Origin of the sequence: Fusicatenibacter saccharivorans (assembly GCF_027667425.1) — a bacterium.
Classification (GTDB): Bacteria; Bacillota; Clostridia; order Lachnospirales; family Lachnospiraceae; genus Fusicatenibacter; species Fusicatenibacter saccharivorans.
In genome coordinates this window covers 58,201-75,587 of sequence record NZ_JAQEGR010000004.1, presented here as the reverse complement: position 1 = coordinate 75,587, position 17,387 = coordinate 58,201, and the positions used below count along the sequence as shown (strand labels likewise).

General features: G+C 51.1%; 17 protein-coding genes and 2 pseudogenes. 3 read left to right on the top strand and 16 right to left on the bottom strand.

What is annotated here, in order from left to right; genetic code table 11:
• Positions 1-42 precede the first annotated feature (42 nt).
• The 8 genes and pseudogenes from PGS38_RS04855 to PGS38_RS04820 form a co-directional block, all read right to left on the bottom strand.
• Positions 43-1,143 carry a glycosyltransferase family 4 protein gene (locus PGS38_RS04855; RefSeq protein WP_118640344.1) on the bottom strand — a complete coding sequence of 367 codons (1,101 nt, stop codon included), beginning with the start codon at positions 1,141-1,143 and terminating at the stop codon, positions 43-45.
• Positions 1,144-1,323: 180 nt separating this feature from the next.
• Entirely contained in the window at positions 1,324-1,947 is a 624-nt protein-coding gene (locus PGS38_RS04850; RefSeq protein ID WP_118640343.1) for a sugar transferase, read from the bottom strand.
• Complete coding sequence (locus tag PGS38_RS04845) at positions 1,944-3,446, bottom strand: polysaccharide biosynthesis tyrosine autokinase (protein ID WP_158576264.1); 1,503 nt, start codon at positions 3,444-3,446, stop codon at positions 1,944-1,946. Before PGS38_RS04845 ends, PGS38_RS04850 begins: the two co-directional genes overlap by 4 nt.
• Positions 3,447-3,462: 16 nt before the next feature.
• On the bottom strand, positions 3,463-4,866 hold the full coding sequence (locus tag PGS38_RS04840; protein WP_158576263.1) for a polysaccharide biosynthesis tyrosine autokinase: 1,404 nt from the start codon (positions 4,864-4,866) through the stop codon (positions 3,463-3,465).
• 11 nt (positions 4,867-4,877) lie between these two features.
• Positions 4,878-5,753, bottom strand: a complete 876-nt coding sequence (locus PGS38_RS04835; protein ID WP_118640340.1) for an immunoglobulin-like domain-containing protein — start codon at positions 5,751-5,753, stop codon at positions 4,878-4,880.
• 26 nt (positions 5,754-5,779) lie between these two features.
• Positions 5,780-6,568: a tyrosine-protein phosphatase gene (locus PGS38_RS04830; RefSeq protein WP_118640339.1), complete on the bottom strand. Its 789-nt coding sequence runs from the start codon at positions 6,566-6,568 to the stop codon at positions 5,780-5,782.
• Positions 6,531-7,643, bottom strand: a pseudogene (locus tag PGS38_RS04825) (UDP-N-acetylglucosamine 4,6-dehydratase family protein); the annotation flags it as partial. The gene PGS38_RS04830 and the pseudogene PGS38_RS04825, both read right to left, overlap by 38 nt.
• Before the next feature lie 63 nt (positions 7,644-7,706).
• Positions 7,707-8,147, bottom strand: a complete 441-nt coding sequence (locus PGS38_RS04820; protein WP_147399293.1) for a hypothetical protein — start codon at positions 8,145-8,147, stop codon at positions 7,707-7,709.
• Between the two features lie 422 nt (positions 8,148-8,569).
• On the opposite strand from PGS38_RS04820, the gene PGS38_RS04815 reads away from it, so the two are divergent.
• Positions 8,570-8,968: a LytTR family DNA-binding domain-containing protein gene (locus PGS38_RS04815; protein ID WP_158565867.1), complete on the top strand. Its 399-nt coding sequence runs from the start codon at positions 8,570-8,572 to the stop codon at positions 8,966-8,968.
• A gap of 110 nt (positions 8,969-9,078) precedes the next feature.
• Here PGS38_RS04815 and PGS38_RS04810 read toward each other — a convergent pair whose 3' ends face one another.
• The 5 genes and pseudogenes from PGS38_RS04810 to PGS38_RS04790 form a co-directional block, all read right to left on the bottom strand.
• Positions 9,079-9,738 (bottom strand): YkgJ family cysteine cluster protein, encoded by a 660-nt coding sequence (locus PGS38_RS04810; protein WP_118640337.1) that lies wholly within the window; start codon positions 9,736-9,738, stop codon positions 9,079-9,081.
• A 20-nt stretch (positions 9,739-9,758) separates the two neighbouring features.
• A pseudogene (locus tag PGS38_RS04805) lies at positions 9,759-9,899 on the bottom strand (glycoside hydrolase family 2 TIM barrel-domain containing protein); the annotation flags it as partial.
• A gap of 114 nt (positions 9,900-10,013) precedes the next feature.
• On the bottom strand, positions 10,014-10,709 hold the full coding sequence (gene tsaA, locus PGS38_RS04800) for a tRNA (N6-threonylcarbamoyladenosine(37)-N6)-methyltransferase TrmO (RefSeq protein ID WP_118640336.1): 696 nt from the start codon (positions 10,707-10,709) through the stop codon (positions 10,014-10,016).
• A 207-nt stretch (positions 10,710-10,916) separates the two neighbouring features.
• Complete coding sequence (locus PGS38_RS04795; protein WP_118640335.1) at positions 10,917-11,336, bottom strand: hypothetical protein; 420 nt, start codon at positions 11,334-11,336, stop codon at positions 10,917-10,919.
• 319 nt (positions 11,337-11,655) lie between these two features.
• The gene (locus tag PGS38_RS04790) at positions 11,656-12,267 is read right to left on the bottom strand and encodes a DedA family protein (protein ID WP_118640377.1); all 612 of its coding nucleotides are present in this window, start codon (positions 12,265-12,267) and stop codon (positions 11,656-11,658) included.
• 576 nt (positions 12,268-12,843) lie between these two features.
• Here PGS38_RS04790 and PGS38_RS04785 point away from each other — a divergent pair.
• Entirely contained in the window at positions 12,844-14,304 is a 1,461-nt protein-coding gene (locus PGS38_RS04785; RefSeq protein WP_118640334.1) for a DUF1846 domain-containing protein, read from the top strand.
• An 86-nt stretch (positions 14,305-14,390) separates the two neighbouring features.
• Here the strand turns inward: PGS38_RS04785 and PGS38_RS04780 are convergent, their stop codons facing one another.
• A complete protein-coding gene (locus tag PGS38_RS04780) occupies positions 14,391-14,822 on the bottom strand; it encodes a cytidine deaminase (protein ID WP_117760908.1) in 432 nt (143 codons plus the stop codon).
• A 41-nt stretch (positions 14,823-14,863) separates the two neighbouring features.
• A complete protein-coding gene (udp, locus tag PGS38_RS04775) occupies positions 14,864-15,640 on the bottom strand; it encodes a uridine phosphorylase (RefSeq protein ID WP_055220432.1) in 777 nt (258 codons plus the stop codon).
• A gap of 206 nt (positions 15,641-15,846) precedes the next feature.
• On the opposite strand from udp, the gene PGS38_RS04770 reads away from it, so the two are divergent.
• On the top strand, positions 15,847-16,734 hold the full coding sequence (locus PGS38_RS04770; protein WP_118640333.1) for a DegV family protein: 888 nt from the start codon (positions 15,847-15,849) through the stop codon (positions 16,732-16,734).
• Between the two features lie 75 nt (positions 16,735-16,809).
• Here the strand turns inward: PGS38_RS04770 and PGS38_RS04765 are convergent, their stop codons facing one another.
• Entirely contained in the window at positions 16,810-17,382 is a 573-nt protein-coding gene (locus tag PGS38_RS04765) for a VanZ family protein (RefSeq protein WP_117509397.1), read from the bottom strand.
• Positions 17,383-17,387: the final 5 nt, after the last annotated feature.

Here is a 17,387-nt window from a genome sequence, read left to right as displayed (position 1 = left end):
TAGTTCGTTATGGACATCTTTCACATCTCTCCTTTTGTTTTACTAAAAGTCTCTTTTTTCATCCCCTCGCAGACTCTGCACTGTTTTCTCCACCACAACTTCTTTCCGAAACTCTCTCTCCATCTTCTCTCTCCCCGCCTGTCCCATCTGCTCTCGTTCTTCTCTGCTGCAATGCAGCATCTCTTTCATTGCGTCATACAGCATCTCTTTATTTTTTACCTCAACCAGCAGACCGCTTTTCCCATTTTCTACGCTCTCCCTGCACCCCGGAATATTGCTTGTGACGACTGGGCGGCCTGTGGCGGCGGCTTCTAAAAGGACATTACTCATTCCCTCATGGTAACTGGGGAGCACTACGCAGTCTGCTTCTATGTAAAACGGACGTGGATCCGACTGAAAGCCGTAGAAATGGGCGATGCTGTGTTTTTCCAGTTCTTTTACCTGCTCTTTGTATTCATCTTCAAAAAAACCAACCAGATCAAGGACAAAGTTTTCGTTTTCTTTTTTCAGATGCCGGACAGCATAAAACAGTTCGTCGATTCCTTTTTCTTTCATAATTCGTCCAAGATACAGGAAATGGATTCGTGTGTGCTTCGGATAAGGCTGCATTTTGTATCTTTCCAGATTAATTCCTGCCCCGGCCAGGACGATCTGGCGATCGGCGGATATGATTTTTCTTTTACAAAATTCACTGGCATTTTCTTTGTTTTCAAAAAAGACGTATTTCACTTTTTGGAACGCTTTTCGATATAAAATTGTAACAAGCCCAGTTAAGACTGGTTTTTGAAATGCTGTTCCCAACCTCTGTACATTGGCATAATACGGAATTTGCTTTTGGCCGCTGAGCAGGCCTATGTAGATATTCGGTTTTATGGAATAGGTGAGTATAAGATCTGGTTTCACTTTTTTCAGCAGACGCTCATAATCCCATAGCAGCTTTGCTTCCGTAAATGGATTCACCCCACGGCGGTTCATGGATATTGGAATGCACTGGATTCCCATGTTCTGGAAATCTTCTTCATGCCCGACAAATGGCATCGCCAGAATCACTTCATACTCTTTCTGCAATGCTTCCGCCAGTTCTCTTCGAAACTGCCAGAACATATACGAATGGTTTGTTACAATCAGAAGTCGTTTTTTCATTGCTCTTTCCCGTTTCATGTAATATCCCGCATCATTTAATTACTTATTTCATTATTTCTTTTGCAAATTATATCATCTTCCCATTAATATGCAATTACTTTTTTCATTATTTTCCAGTAATTTTCTTTCGTTTTCGACAGCCTCCACTCTGCTTTTACTTTTTTCTTCTCTCTTCCCCATTTACTGCCATCTGTTTTCCATCATTCCCTCATGAATTCCATCCTGCCGCAGTACCGCGCCGGCTGTCTTACAGAGGCATTCGAGATCCATTCCTAATGCAATGTGATGCACATAATATCCGTCCAGTTCCGCTTTCTCCCGGATCGGAAGTTCATCCCGCCCATGGATCTGTGCCCAGCCGGTGAGGCCCGGACGGACGCTGTTTGCGCCGTACCGCTCCCGCTCAGAGATCAGATTCTCCTGATTCCAGAGCGCCGGACGCGGACCGACGAGCGCCATGTCGCCTTTTAAAATATTGAAGAGCTGCGGCAGCTCATCGAGGGATGTTTTCCTGAGAAAGCGTCCGACTCTTGTGATAAAGAAATCGGGATGGTTCAGCAGATGTGTCGGCATATCATGCGGCGTGTCGATACGCATCGTGCGGAACTTGTATATGTAAAAATACTGCCCGTTCCGGCCCACCCGCTTCTGCCGGAACAGCACCGGTCCCGGAGAATCCAGGCGGACTGCAATGCCGACTCCCAGCAGCAGCCACGATAATGCTGCCGTTCCCACAAGCGCCAGCAGACGGTCCAACAGATTTTTCAGATACTTTTGATAAACTCCTTTTTTCTTCTCCCTCATGCTTTTCCTCCCTGCTCCCTTGCTGTCCGGTCACTGTTCCGGCGTTCCTTCTCTTTCCCATAGCCGTACTTTCCGTAACCGTAACCATATTTTCCATACCCGTAGCTGCCATAGCTGCTGTATCCGTAGCCCGTCGTGCCCTCCTGCACGCCGTTCAGCACATAGCCGCAGACCGGAATCTGCGAATCCTCGAAAAATTCCAGCGCGCGCCGGACTTCCCGGTCTTTCGTTGTTCCCTGATGTACCACGAGAACTGCTCCGTCGGCAATTCCGCCGAACAGTGCCGCATCCGAAAGCACTCCGCACGGCGGCGTGTCGATGATCAGAAGATCGGCCTCTTCTTTCAGGCTTTCGATCATGGTCTTCATCCGTACCGAGCGCAGCAGCCCTGCAGGATTCTGCGTGCTTCCCGCTCCCGGCAGGATTTTCAGCGTCAGATCCCGGCAGTCGGTAAGTGCCTCCTCCCAATCCATCTGTCCCTTCAGCACGGCAGCAATTCCACGCTCTTTCCGTCCGATCAGTCCCATACACTTCATCACCGAAGGATTCCGCAGATCTCCGTCCAGCAGTACTACGCGGTATTTCTTCTTCGCGAACGCCTCCGCCAGGTTCACGGCAACCGTCGTCTTTCCCTCCCCCGGCACGGCACTCGTCACAAGAAGGACCGGGCAGTCACTTTTTCCGATTATTCTGTCCTCCATCCTTGTCCGGATCAGCTGCACCGCCTCTTTGAAGGCATCCGGCACTTTTGGATTGCAGATGGTAATGGTCTGTTCCTTTACGCTGCTTCTTTTTTTGATCTTCGCCTGCGGCAGATTTCCAAGGAATGCCGCATTCGTCAGCTTCTTAATATCATCCGCCCAATGGATGGTTTTTCTTGTTCTCACATAGAGGAACAGCAGCAGGAAGGCCGCTGCAAGTCCTGCTGCTGCACCATACGTGCCGGCCCGCAACGCATCCTGGCTGTTAACCGGCACTGCCGGAACACCGCTTTCATCCACCACCGTCAGTGTCGTCGCACCAATGATATACTCTGCCACCTCCGGATAATTCGTGATAACGGATTTCATCACCCGATACGCCGTCTCCGGTGACGCGTCCCGCACACGGATAGTAAAAAGATTGGTATTTTCCATCACGCTCGCCTGAATTTCTGATGTCACCGCCCCGATTCCAAGATCCCGCGCTACAACATCCTTCAGTACGCCGCTTGTCACAAGATACGGAAAGGTCTTTCCAAGCTGCTCTGCCGTTACATTATCGTAATAAGAATAACCGACCGCACGGTTCGATCCGACCACGAACGATGTATATGCCTCATAAACCGGCTGATACCGCAGCTTTGCCGTCAGAAAGGAGCCGCCTCCTGCAAGGATTACAAGTGCCAGCACACCAAAGAAAAATTTCTGGAACGCCTGGAAATACTCCGCCAAAAAGGCGATCAGATCTATTTTCTCTGGTTCCGCTGCGGAATAGGTTTCATACGTTTCTCTGTTCATGCTCTTTTGCTCCCTCTCATCGTTCTGCCCTGCTATAGGCGCCGTATCCGTAACCGTAACCATAGCTGCCTCCGATCCGCTCGCCGAATCCCGGATAAACATTGCCGAACACACAGCCGATGACCTTTTCTTCTTTCTGGTTCAGCGCGTCGATGGCATCGTTGATGTCCCGTGTCAGCACGCCGTCCTGCCGAACGGCAAGAACCGCACCATCAGCCAGCTCCACAAGCTCCTCCGCATCCGCGGCCGCGCCCATCGGCGGCGTATCCAGAATAATATAATCCATGTTTGTCCGGCACGTATCCAGAATCCGCCGGAAAATTTCACCGCCGACTGCTTCCGACGGTTCCTCCAGCCGTTCCCGGCAGATGCCCATGTAAACATTCGTATCCTTGTATTTTTCAAAAACGCTGGACGCCGACTCCTTTCCGACTGCTACCTGTCCGAAATCTTTTCCGGCCTTTTGCGGAAGTTCAAAAATCTTATACAGCGCCGGCTGACGAAAATCACAGTCCAGCAGAAGGACACGGTTCTGTTCCTCTGAAAGGGCAAGCGCCAGATTGGCGGCAAGCGTTGACTTTCCTTCATTTTCCGCCACACTGGTCACCAGCAGCACTTTTCCCCCTCTCCGGTCGAGTCTTCCGCGCACACGGGAAGCAATGCGCTTCAGGGATTCCACATAGGGAAAGCTCCGCGCCGGATTCGTGATCAGCATGGAGCTGTTTTTCCTCTTTTTTTCATGGTACACGGTTCCCAGCAGATCCGCATCAATCTTGCGGCCAAATTCCGTTTCATTTTTGACGGTATCCCGCAGAAAGGAAAAGAAGCCCACCAGCGCCGCCGTACCAAGCGCTGCCGCCAGAAATGCCATTGCAGCGTACTTTTCCGTCGGAATCCGATTCGACGGATTGTCGGAAACCTGCGGCTGCTGCAGTGTCTCCAATACTACATTGGGAATAATATAATCTGAAATGGTTGTGTAATTCTTCAGCACCGACCGCAGTACCCGAAAGGCTGTTTCCGGCGAATCGGCTGTCACGGAAAGCTCCATTAAATTGGATTCCGGCACAATTGAAGCGCTCATGTCCGCCGGAAAAGATGAGCATCCCAGCTCCTCCATCACTTTTTTCTTTAAAATATTGTTTTCCAGAATCGCCTGAAATTTCTGCGTCATCTCATACGTCGAAGAAAGGCTCGATGCTGCATTTGCATTCTCGCCGCGCCCCATCACGGCAAACGTGGTTTTCACCGTGTACTGATCCCGATGGACTGCCGTCAGCACCGTGTAGGTTATCATCGCCGCCGAACAGGCAATCAGAAGGATGATCCACCAGTTTTTTGCCATATCACACAGAATGCTCCGAAGATCCCAGTCTGCTTCGCCGTTCTGTCCGTTTCCTGTTCTGTCGTATTCTCCCATCTGGAACCTCCTCATTCATTGACGCAGACAATCAGGCGGATGGAGCTTGTCTGTCCCTCCTCCGATGTCACAGTATACGTTACTTCATAGACACCTTCCTTTCCGGTGTCAACCGGATTCTCTATGGAAAGTTTTTCTTCCCCAAGGATCTTGTCTTCCGCGGAAACCGCGTGAAGTTCATCGTCCTCTCCTTTTTCATACATCATCTGATCCACATTCACCTGCTCCAGATAATCCTTCGGATCAAACGCCTGCTGCAGTTCCAGATGGATCAGATACTCGCTTAAAGTAATCTGCGGCTTTCCGCTCTCCTCGGCCGGATCGTAGAGTTCCACCGTCACCGGAAGACTCGTCACATCCCCGGCACGGTTGGCAGCAGAATACGTTACCTGATACAGCCCGGGCGTGCTGCTGATCTCATCCTGATACGAGAGCCGGATGCGGTCCGTAATCGTTCCGTCCAGACAGTCCTCTGCGGAAAGTCCTTCCGTCAGGTCATCTGCATTCACACTGAACCGGAGCGGCCCATCCAGGGAAAAGACCGGCGATGTATAGTCGTTATAGACCATTTCCCGTTCCGCGTGGGTGACATTGTTGTCCGAATCAAAGGCAACGATGCTGATTTTCCGCCGCCCTTTTTCGATAAAGTTGGAAATATGTTCTACCGCAAGCGAATCCGTCACATCGCCGTCCTTCGCATCGTACGCCGTCACGCCGGACAGAAGCTCCGCCTCATCCGCGTGGATACTGACCGAAATTTCACTGTTATCCATCGAAATCTCTGGCCCTTTCCCGTCTTTTCCGGTTCGCTGCCGCATCAGGCACCCGCCAAACGCGAGCGATGAGGCAAGAAATAAAATCAGAACAGCCGCTCTCATTTTGTGCATATCCTTTTGATGTCTCCTTTCGTTTTTCAGACAAACCAGCGTCTTTTCCGCCTTCGTTCCGGAGACGGCTCATACAGAACCGGCCGGTTCTCCAGAATTCTCCTCGGATTTACCTTCAGCAGAAGCTCCGCATACGATTCACCGTACCACTCCGACAGAAATTCCCGGATCGGTCTCATGTTCGGTGTCCGGTAATTGACGCGGTGGGCATCGCTTGCCGCACAGCCTGCCAGACGGTTTTCCAGCAGATACTGTGCTGTCCGCTCTGCTTCTTTTCCAAATCTTCCAAATACACTTCCTTTGTTCATCTGCAGAACTGCGCCCATTTCCCGGAACTCATACAGAAGCTCCGGCGAATCCTGCACGCAGAAATACCGCTCCGGATGTGCCAGCACCGGGATCTTTCCCATGGCCGGAAATTCCATCAGCCGCCTTCTGATCCCGTCCGGTGCCATGTCAAACGGCACCTCGATCAGATAATAGCGGCTTTCATGAAGCGGTATCAGCTTTCTCTCTTTGATTTTTTCGTTAAGCGGCCCGATGCTCATAATTTCCATGCCGCGCACCAGGCTGATCGGGATGTGTTCCTTCCGGATTTCCTGTTCCAGACGGTAAAACAGCTCCAAAAGCTGCTCCGAATCGTAATTGACATACCCATCCTCCACGCCCTCGATTCCCGTCTGGTTTGCATGCGGTGTCACAGCAAGGATACACACTCCGCTCTTTGCCGCAATTTCCGCCATCTCAAGGGATGTGGACAGATTCGGGGAACCGTCGTCAACCCCCGGCAGAATATGTATATGAAGGTCCGTCATGCTTCTTTTCTCCTTCGTACTGATATTCCGGCACCATTCTCTTTACCCTCTCGCAGATGTCCGGACATTCGTTTTCCGCCGCCCGCTCGAGTTCTTTCATCTGTTTTCGGAATACCGTCTCATCAAAAGCAATCTGCCGGCCGATAAAAATGCGGGTGTTTTCTGTCGTCTGCATCCCCTCCTCATTCATCAGCAGCTCCTCATACAGCTTTTCGCCCGGCCGCAGGCCAATGTACTTGATCTCGATTTCCACTCCCGGCTCATACCCGGAAAGGCGGATCATGTTTTTCGCAAGGTCCGCAATTCGGACAGGATCTCCCATGTTCAGGACAAAAATCTGGCCGTTTTTCGCATACGCGCCCGCCTCGAGCACCAGACTGACCGCCTCCGGAATCGTCATAAAATAACGGATGATGTCCGGATGCGTCACCGTCACCGGCCCGCCGTGCTCAATCTGGCGGCGGAACAGCGGAATGACGCTGCCGTTGCTGCCAAGTACATTTCCAAAGCGCACCGCCGCAAACTCCGTGGTGCTGTGTTTTCCAATCATCTGGATCACCATCTCGCAGAGCCGTTTGCTCGCTCCCATGATGTTCGTCGGATTGACCGCCTTGTCTGTCGAAATCAGAATAAATTTTTTTACGTGATACCGGCTTGCCGTGCGCGCCGTCTTTAAGGTTCCGATCACGTTATTTTTGATCGCCTCGTTCGGACTGTCCTCCATCAGGGGCACATGCTTGTGCGCCGCTGCGTGAAAGACGATATCCGGCCGGTAACGGGAAAACATCGACTGCAGCCGCCGTTCATCCCGCACCGAACCGATCAGCACCGTCATGTGAAGCCTCGGGAACTCCCATTCCAGCGATTTCTGGATCTGGTATGCATTGTTTTCATAAATATCAAAAATGATCAGATGACCGACACCGTGGCCAGCTAACTGTCGGCAGATCTCGCTGCCGATGGAGCCTCCTCCTCCCGTCACAAGAACTGCTTTCCCCTGGACATAATCGAGAATCGCATCGAGATCGACGCGGACCGGATCCCTAGGCAGCAAATCCTCAATTTTAATTTTTTTTCTGATCTTTTTTTCTTCCTTCATAGCTCCCGCTCTCATTCTATTCGACATCTTCTCCCGTTTTCAGGCATCCTGCTCCCGCAGACAGTCTTCGAGCAGATACAAAAGCTCCAGCGCCGAACGGAAACCGGCTTTCTGCTTTCCGCAGATCAGAAATCCCTGCAGACTGCAGTGCTGGCGGAACTGAATCTGAATGCTGACCATCCGCTCGGTTCCGGCCGGAAGCGTGGTCTCCTGCCGGTTTTTCATATCCTCCGTAAATTCCCATTCGTCTTTTTCTTCTTCCCGCAGGCTTCGCATACAGCTTCCCGCATCCGGCATACCGAGCAAATCATAAATCCGGTTCATCCGAAGCAGCATTTCCCCGTATCCCGCAAACGGAACATCGTAATGCAGAAGCGGCAGGCGGATCACACCTTTGGAATGGCTTCCGTTCAGCTCCTGAAAACATAAGAATAATGCTGCATCTGCTGTTGTATGTACCTTTTCTCTGATTTCTTCCATTTCTTTCCTCATAATCTTCTCCATCTGCTCTTTGTGTTTCTTTTTATAGTAATGTTATATGTAATATTTATTTTTGGAATATTATACCAAATCTATCTCACATCGTCAATCTGCTTATGCCTCCTTTTCTTTCGATTTTCACTTTCTTTTCTGTGTTTTTTCTACATGGAGTTTACTTTTTTGATCTTTTTCGAGTTCTGGTGTCGCGGTGCGTCACTGTTCGTCGAACGATTTTATCAGAAGTGAGGCCTTTCGGCTTGAATGAAATCCTGTGGATGTGCTAAACTACAGTTTGTAATCGTATGATCGTTTCTGTAATGATTTCATAGTTACAGTATCATGTTTTCCTGCGCCGGACAACCGCTTCGACGTGAACGGCTGCACATCGACGCAAACGGTAAGTAATTCAGAAGGTGGTAATTTTGTATTCAGAGTTGATTTTTCCATTGAATTCCAACGATCCGGTTCTTCTCGAAATTCCGGTCATCATCACACAGGGCGCCTCAGAACGAATCCGGTTTCCGCTGGATGATCTCATCTATGTGGAGGCCTGTCAGCACCGGCTGATTCTGCATACCGTTCAGGGTGACTTTTCAACCCGGTGCACATTTGCCGGCCTGACGGTATGTCTTGCCTCAACCGGCCGTTTTTTCCGCAACGGAAAAGGTCTGCTGATCAATTTCTCCCACGTTGCGCTCGTGCAGGCAACCGGCGAGGTTCTGCTGAAAAACGGACAGACCGTCTTCTGCAGCCGCAGACGGAAGCGTGAAACCCGCGAAGCCTTCCTCGCTTATGCCAGAACACTGTCCCGCCGCTTATAATATGATTTTGATTTTCTATGTCCTGCAGCCTTTGATCCACCGATACAAAGAACAGCAGCCTCTGGTTCTGTTTTCGAACCAACGGCTGCTGTCCTGTTTCTGTTTATTTTTCAGTTTTTCCCTGCCGCTTCCATCCGCGCCGCAAACTGCGCATAGAAATCGGTCTTTGTGTCATACGGAAGCAGATAAAACAGCTTCAGAATTCCCATGCTGATCTGCTGCTGCAGCGCGTCATCCTCTGTCCGGCGCGCCTCGTTCTGTTTTTCTTTCAGATAATAATGCCATTCGTTCGTAAACGCTTCATACTTTCCGAGCTCCGGCGTGTCGAGCCAGCGGCGGACTTTGACTTTTGTCTTATTCTCCTTCGGACATTCGCTGACCTGAAGAAAATAGGAAAACGTTCCGTTCTCATACAGCCGTCCCAGCGGAAACATCCGGCAGAAGCCCGGCCGCGCATCGTGAATGCTACACCGGCCCTCATCATTTAAGAAACTGCACTGGTCTGACTGCTCCGTCATTTTCAGATGCGGCAGAATCACACCGTCCACTACGCGGAGTGAAATATATCCCGCCGTCAGAATCTCCTCCATCGTTTTGCCGAGTTTTCTCTCGAGCCGGTAAAGATCCATCGGGTCGAGCACAATCGAGTCGCCCATCCCGCGGCAGCAGGCGGAGCATCCGCGGCAGTCGTCGCAGCCCACTTTTACCATGTCATTCGCTCCATATCGTTTTCCATCTGAAATCTTGTCTATATCTACGTTCCGTTCCATACTTTCTTCCTGTCTGTTCTTTATTTTTTATACTCAAAATCCGGAATCTGATGCCATCTCTCCCGGAAATAATGTGCCGCCAGTTTCGGCTTGCGGTCACGGGTGAAGATTCCCTTCTTGTTGCCCTGCACGCGCAGGAGACTCTGGCTCGTCGCAAAGTCCCAGATGCCCGAAAGGTCACTGACAAACCGGGACGGTGTCATACTTGGATATAACATACTTTTGTTTCCTCCTTCTCCATTTTTCTTGTATATCCCCCTGTTTTTCCTGCCGGTTTACGTTCCGGCGCGCTCTGCCCCCACGACATGCAGCACCTGGTCCTTTACCTGGAATTTGATTTCCATTCCCGCAAAGGAAAGTCCGTAAACGCGCTCTTCACTGTTCTGATACGATGGGCGCGGGTCCTGCTCCAGCACTTTTTTCAGTGCCTCCCGGCGGTCCGCCGGAATTTTTTCCAGCAGCTCATCCGGAATTTCAACGGGAATAAAGTATTCCTTCGTCTTTTCCGTAAAGCTGCCAAATGCCTCCGCATGGCTGTCCACATGCGGCAGATACGGTTTGATGTCCAGAATCGGCGTACCGTCCATCAGATCTGCCCCCGACAGATGAAGCACCGGCCCGAGTGCCGGATGCTGCTCCACACGCTCCAGCTTTACCGAAGAAAGCCCGATCGGATTGGGCCGGAACGGAGAGCGCGTTGCAAATACACCGACCCGCTTGTTTCCGCCAAGCCGCGGCGGCCGCACCATCGGTGACCAGGTGTCGCGCACAGCCTCGGAAAACTCCCAGATCAGCCAGAGATGGGAATATTCCTCGATGCCGCGCAGCGCATTCGCATCGCGGAACTCCGGTTCAAAGACGATCGTACTCTTTAATTCTTCAATCAGCCCGCTCTGCCGCGGAATCCCGAACTTTTCCGGGAAATCCGTGTGGATCCGGGCAATCACTTTCACTGCAATTTCTTCTGCCAAAACGTTTTTCTCCTTTATCCTTACCAGACTCTGAATAGGTTTATTCTAACATTTTGCCGGAAAAAAGTCCACCTGCCAGCCGGCGGTTGGCGGAAAAGTGTCAGAAAAGGACGGATTTCTCATAATTTGCAAATCCGTTTTTCTATCCTATGACCGAAAAAAAAGAACAGGAACCGTTTTGCTGTTCCGATTCCTGTTCTCTCCTCTTTATGCTCCAAGTTCCCGCATGCCTTTCAGCAGTCCTTCAATCTGTTCTGCTATTTCTTTTACTTTCGCTTCCAGTCCCAGCAGTTCCTGGCGGTACATCTGATTTTTCTCTGTCGTATCAAAAGTATGTACCGTCTGAACCAGAAACGCTCCCGCCTTCGGCTGAAGTTCATCCGGCAGGTGCGTTTCCTTTAAGCGGATCCGAAAGCTTTCCAGGTCATTCCCTGCAGCCCTTAAATACTGATTCATGTGGATCCCTGTGTGGCGCATCATCGCTCTGCCCTCGCCGCGTACCTTTGCGTACGCTCTCTGGCTTTTGGCTGCGTACAGTGTCATCTGTACATACATCAGACTGGTCAGTGCCTTTTCTCCGGTCATTGCTGTTTCGTATAATTCTTTTTTCACTCTCTCGCTGCTCATACATTCCTCTTTCCGCCACTTTTGTTCCGCTGGCAACGGTTTGGATTGCTCCGGCAGTTCATGTTATCTTTGGTATTCAGGAGCATAAAAAAAGACTCCTATCATGACGACTGCCACAATAAAAGTCTTGCGTTCTCATTTGATACGGACGTCTCTCGACATCGGCTGACGATTTCAAACCCACCCGGGATGCGTTTTTGTTTCCCGCGGCGTTTCGCTACTCCCTTTTACTTGTTGATGTGTATATTAGCACACTTCCTGTCGAATTGCAAGTATATTTTTTGCATTTTGTCCCTCATTTCATGCAACTTACGTTTTTTCATTTGTGTTTCTTCCTATATAAATGCACCGCCGGAAAGCATACCGCTCCGGCTGCCAGCACGAGAAAAACGATATCTGCATACATCTTCACATATCCCGCCGCCTGCTCCCACGCCACACCGACCGCAGCACCGGTTCCGACGAGAAGAATGTTCCACACCGTGCTTCCGATGATTGTAAACAGCAGAAATTTCGGCATCTCCATCCGTGCCATCCCGGCGGGGACGGAAATGAGGCTTCGGATGATTGGAATGCACCGGCCGAACAGAACGGCCCGCTGGCCTTTCTTCTGAAACCATGTAATCGTTTTCCAGGCATCCTCCGCGTGAAATCCGAGAAACTTCATCGGGCGGCTGTCGAGCAGTTCACTAAGGCTCTCCGGGCTGACAAGCGTTCCCGCTCCATAGAGAACCAGCGCCCCGAGAAGCGATCCTGCCGTGGATGACAGCACAACGCCCGCCGGATGCAGACGGGTGCATGTCGTCATAAAACCGCCGAACGTCAGAATCACCTCGGAGGGAATCGGCGGAAAGACATTTTCCACGGCAATCAGAATCAGGACGCCGACATATCCAAAACGGTTGACCATATCCAGGATTACGTTCTGCAAGCTTTCTCCGTTCCAGCAGCTCCGCACCGTTTTGAGACCTGCGGCGTTTTCCCGTCTCTGCTCCGCGTCACGGAATCGCTGCTTTTTCCTTCTTCCCCTGCATTCTATGCACCGCTGCCCCTCTGCATGACCCCTTTTTCCGCCAAAACTTTCCTCTGTTTACGATTCCGTCAGATTTTCTTTGTTTTGTTTTCATCTTCTCTTCAGAAAAGCTTTATCTCATGTACACATTCTGGTCACAATTTTTCCGTATACTAATCTCATCAACAACGAAGGAAACAAACACAAACCTCCATCGTTTTTCTATAAATTTTAACCAGGAGACAGCAAAGCACCCTTGGAAGCATGTCTCCAATGCCAACCTTTCTAATAGATAGATTTCTTTTTCATACCGCCGGGGCCCTAACAAGTCCCGGCCTCTCTCCTTTTTAGGAGATTTTTTTATTTTCAGCTCTTTTTTTCCTTAATTTTCTAAAGTTCCCACGATAATTTTTTCTTGCACAGGACTTTTCCGTATAGTAAAATGAAAACAGTTGTTTTTAACAGACACCATGGATAAAAAGGGAGAAAAATACCATGAAGATTGGATTTGACAATGAGAAGTACCTGAAAATGCAGTCTGAGCATATCCGCGACCGCATCAACCAGTTTGACAACAAGCTGTATCTGGAATTCGGCGGAAAGCTGTTCGACGATTTCCACGCATCCCGCGTTCTTCCGGGCTTTGCACCGGATGCCAAACTGCGCATGCTGATGCAGCTCTCCGACCAGGCTGAGATCGTAATGGCGATTTCCGCAGCCGATATTGAGAAAAACAAAATCCGCGGCGACCTCGGCATCACCTATGACAGCGACGTGCTCCGTCTGATTGATGAGTTCCGCGGACGCGGCCTCTATGTCGGCAGTGTTGTCATCACGCAGTATTCCGGACAGCACAGTGCAGACGCTTTCAAGAAGAGACTGCAGAAGCTCGGCATCCCGGTTTACATTCACTACACGATTCCGGGCTACCCGCATAATGTGCCGCTGATCGTGAGCGATGAGGGATACGGAAAGAACGAGTACATCGAGACAACCCGTCCGCTCGTTGTCGTTACCGCACCGGGACCGGGAAGCGGAAAGATGGCAACCTGCCTTTCCCAGCTCTACCATGAGCACAAACGCGGTGTCCATGCCGGTTATGCAAAATACGAGACCTTCCCGATCTGGAATCTGCCGCTGAAACACCCGGTCAACCTGGCTTACGAGGCTGCTACCGCCGATCTGAACGATGTCAACATGATCGACCCGTTCCACCTCGAGGCATACGGCGTGACAACCGTCAACTACAACCGTGATGTTGAGATTTTCCCGGTTCTGCGCGCGATCTTCCAGCAGATTTTCGGCGAGAGCCCGTACAAATCCCCGACAGACATGGGTGTCAACATGGCCGGAAACTGCATCATCGATGATGAGGCATGCCGCGAGGCTTCCCGTCAGGAGATCATCCGCCGCTACTACACTGCTGTGGACGGTATCGCAGACGGCTCCCGCTCCGAGACTGAGGCTTACAAAATCGAGCTTCTGATGAAACAGGAAAACATCGTTGCCGCAGACCGTACCACCGTTTCCCCGGCTCTTGTTCGTGCCGAGGCGACCGGCGCACCGGCCGCTGCCATGGAACTTCCGGACGGACGCGTCATCACCGGAAAGACCGGCGATCTGCTCGGATCGAGCGCGGCGCTTCTGCTGAATGCATTAAAAGAGCTCTCCGGCATCGACCATGACGTACATGTTCTCTCACCGGAATCCATCGCTCCGATCCAGACCCTGAAAACCAAATACCTCGGAAGCAAGAACCCGCGTCTTCATACCGACGAGGTTCTGATTGCGCTGTCTGCTACTGCTGCACAGAGCGAGGATGCACAGAAAGCACTCTCCTGCCTGCCGCAGTTAAAGGGCTGCCAGGTGCACTCCAGCGTTATGCTCTCCGATGTGGACCGCAAAATGTTCCAGCGTCTGGGATGCGATCTGACCTGTGAGCCGAAATTTCAGTAAATAATTTTTCGTATATTAAACAAAAAAGTCCAGGGCATACGGTACTTTCCGTATCTGCCTGGACTTTTTCTATTTCCGGCTTCTGTTTATAAATTTTCTTTTCCGAATCCCATTGGCAGCAGCTCCTCGAGTGTCATTTCTTTCCAGGAACCGTCGCCCTTGCAGAGAAGGACGAGAAATTCGTTCGGATCAACGAATTCCCGCAGCACCTGACGGCAGACACCGCACGGTGTGCAGAAATCCTCCGGCTCTGCCTCTCCCGGGCCGCCGCAGACGGCGATCGCGTCAAATTCCGTTATGCCCTCGGATACGGCTTTGAAGACCGCGGTGCGCTCCGCGCAGTTTGTCGGTGTATACGCCGCATTTTCAATGTTGCAACCGGTATAAATCGCTCCATTCTTTGCCAGAACCGCCGCGCCTACGCGGAATTTCGAATACGGCACATACGCAAATTTCCGCGCTGCCAGAGCCTGTTTTACCAGCTCCTGTTTTATTTCTGTACTGATTTCCTGTTTCATATCCAGCATCCCCTTTCCAGTATCCCCTTATTTTTTCTTTCTTATTTCTGATCTTCCCGGATCAGAATCCGCAGTGCCTCGATGGCTACCTGAATCGCACCTTCCGTATCGTGCGTAATGTGGTTCTCCATGCCGCGTTTCACTCTCTCCTGATTTCCCATCACAAGAAAATCCGATCCGGCACGGACGCCGCGGGCACTTGCCACGATAAAGAGTGCCGCCGATTCCATCTCTGACGCTTTGCATCCAAGCTTCATCCATGCATCCCATTTTTTCAGCAGCTCATCGCCGACCGGCATCTGCTCCGGGTCGTGCTGGCCGTAGAAGGAATCCTTGCACTGTACCACGCCCGCATGCCATTTTTTCCCAAGATTCTTTGCCGCCTGCACCAGCGCATTCGTCACGGTAAGGTCTGCGACTGCCGGGAACTCGATCGGTGCGTATTCCTTTGACGTTCCCTCCGCACGGATCGCTCCCGTTGCCACCACGATATCGCCGCCCTCTACATCGAGTGCCATACCGCCGCATGTTCCGACGCGGATAAACGTATCGGCGCCGCACTGGATCAGCTCTTCCATCGCGATGGAAGCCGACGGACCGCCGATGCCGGTAGATGTAACGGAAACCTTTACACCGTCCAAAGTACCCGTATAAGTCACAAATTCCCGGCTGTCTGCGACGAGCACCGGGTTCTCAAAGTAAGCTGCAATTTTTTTACACCGTTTGGGATCTCCCGGCAGAATCACGTACCGTCCCACATCGCCTTTTCGGATCTGCAGATGATACTGCAGCCCTTCTTCTCCTGAATAATTCTGCATATGCAAAAACCTCCTTTGTATTTTCGTATTCTCATAGTTCTATTTTACCACAGGCCGTACCGCAAATACAAGGCTTGACACCATTTCACCGCCCCTTTCATTACGGATATAATCACGTTCCGCAGTTGCCTTTTCCCATTCGGGATGCTACAATAGGCACAGAAACCAGAGTTCTTACTTTCATTTTTACAAGGAGGGATTATTTTATGAGTTCCTATGTCATCAGCTGCTGCTCTACAGCAGACCTTACCGAAGAACATTTCTCCAAACGGGAAATCTCATACATCTGTTTCCATTACAAATTAAATGACACCGAGTACGCGGACGATCTCGGCAAGTCCATGCCGTTCGATCAGTTTTATGCCGCCATGGCCGCCGGCGCTTCCACAAAAACATCCCAGGTGAATGCCGATGAATTTGAAGCCTATTTTGAAACATTCCTGCAGGACGGCAAAGACATTCTCCACGTCTGCCTCTCCTCCGGCATTTCCGGTGTCCTGAATTCTGCGATGATCGCCAAAGCCGACCTTGAAGAGCGCTACCCGGAACGGAAAATCCTCATCGTGGATTCCCTCGGCGCTTCCTCCGGCTATGGTCTTCTGATGGACCGCCTTGCCGACCTGCGCGATGAAGGAAAACCGCTGGAAGAGGTTTACGATTTTGCGATGAAAAACCGCCTCAAAGTCCATCACTGGTTCTTCTCCACGGACCTCACCTTCTACGTGCGCGGCGGCCGCATCTCCAAAGCCTCCGGCGCAATCGGCGGCCTCCTCGGTATCTGCCCGCTGCTCAACATGGACAACGAAGGCCGTCTGATTCCGCGGTTTAAAATCCGTACGAAGAAAAAAGTCATCAAAAAAATCGTCGACCAGATGGAAGAAAACGCCGAGGGCGGCCTCTCCTACTCCGGCAAATGCTACATTTCCCAGTCCGCCTGCTACGACGATGCGCGGGCCGTTGCGGATCTTATCGAGGAACGCTTTCCCAATCTGAACGGAAAAGTCGAGATCAACAACATCGGAACCACCATCGGCAGCCACACAGGGCCAGGAACCGTGGCATTGTTTTTCTGGGGGAACGAACGGGTGGATTAACTCTCCTGCACTTCCATCTAAAAACAGGGAAGAAAAAAGCTCTGTCCATTTGGGCAGAGCCTTCTTGTTTTCCTTCTATTCTTCTATCTTCCCTCTCCAACACTTCCGCACCAGTGCAAACACCAGATACCCGATGGCTGCTCCAAGCGTATTCGTCACAACATCATCTAACTGGCAGAAGCCGCGCTCTGTTAAAAGCTGCACAGTTTCCAACATCATGCTCGTGGCAAATGCCGCATACACACAGTACCACCATCTCCGAAGAAACGGCACCGCCGCCGGCAGTAATACACCGAACGGCAGAAACAGCAGAATATTTTCCACAAAATACCGGTCCGGCAGACACTGGTTTCCCCAGGTTTCAAATAGCTTCAAATCCACACCTGTTCTCGAACCCGGTTCTCTCGAAAGCAGTGTAATCGAAATCAGCATGGCAAAATAGACGGCTACCAGAAACCACGCCAGAAGCTGCCCGCCGTGCAGCGCACGGTACTGCTCCAGCCGTTTCCGTTTCTTCTGGATCTGCTGATTTTTCCACGCCGCCGCAACCGTCACAAAGCCGACACCGACTGCAACCGCATGCGGCAGATACCGGAATGTATCAAAAATATCCTGTTCAATCGTTGTCAGATAAAGAGGAATTGCCATTTACA

Bases quoted from the DNA above. Each gene is read 5' to 3' on its own strand.
- PGS38_RS04855 (WP_118640344.1), bottom strand. From the start codon at position 1,143: ATGAAAAAACGACTTCTGATTGTAACAAACCATTCGTATATGTTCTGG.
- PGS38_RS04850 (WP_118640343.1), bottom strand. From the start codon at position 1,947: ATGAGGGAGAAGAAAAAAGGAGTTTATCAAAAGTATCTGAAAAATCTG.
- PGS38_RS04845 (WP_158576264.1), bottom strand. From the start codon at position 3,446: ATGAACAGAGAAACGTATGAAACCTATTCCGCAGCGGAACCAGAGAAA.
- PGS38_RS04840 (WP_158576263.1), bottom strand. From the start codon at position 4,866: ATGGGAGAATACGACAGAACAGGAAACGGACAGAACGGCGAAGCAGAC.
- PGS38_RS04835 (WP_118640340.1), bottom strand. From the start codon at position 5,753: ATGCACAAAATGAGAGCGGCTGTTCTGATTTTATTTCTTGCCTCATCG.
- PGS38_RS04830 (WP_118640339.1), bottom strand. From the start codon at position 6,568: ATGACGGACCTTCATATACATATTCTGCCGGGGGTTGACGACGGTTCC.
- PGS38_RS04820 (WP_147399293.1), bottom strand. From the start codon at position 8,147: ATGGAAGAAATCAGAGAAAAGGTACATACAACAGCAGATGCAGCATTA.
- PGS38_RS04810 (WP_118640337.1), bottom strand. From the start codon at position 9,738: ATGGAACGGAACGTAGATATAGACAAGATTTCAGATGGAAAACGATAT.
- PGS38_RS04795 (WP_118640335.1), bottom strand. From the start codon at position 11,336: ATGAGCAGCGAGAGAGTGAAAAAAGAATTATACGAAACAGCAATGACC.
- PGS38_RS04785 (WP_118640334.1), top strand. From the start codon at position 12,844: ATGAAGATTGGATTTGACAATGAGAAGTACCTGAAAATGCAGTCTGAG.
- PGS38_RS04780 (WP_117760908.1), bottom strand. From the start codon at position 14,822: ATGAAACAGGAAATCAGTACAGAAATAAAACAGGAGCTGGTAAAACAG.
- udp (WP_055220432.1), bottom strand. From the start codon at position 15,640: ATGCAGAATTATTCAGGAGAAGAAGGGCTGCAGTATCATCTGCAGATC.
- PGS38_RS04770 (WP_118640333.1), top strand. From the start codon at position 15,847: ATGAGTTCCTATGTCATCAGCTGCTGCTCTACAGCAGACCTTACCGAA.
- PGS38_RS04765 (WP_117509397.1), bottom strand. From the start codon at position 17,382: ATGGCAATTCCTCTTTATCTGACAACGATTGAACAGGATATTTTTGAT.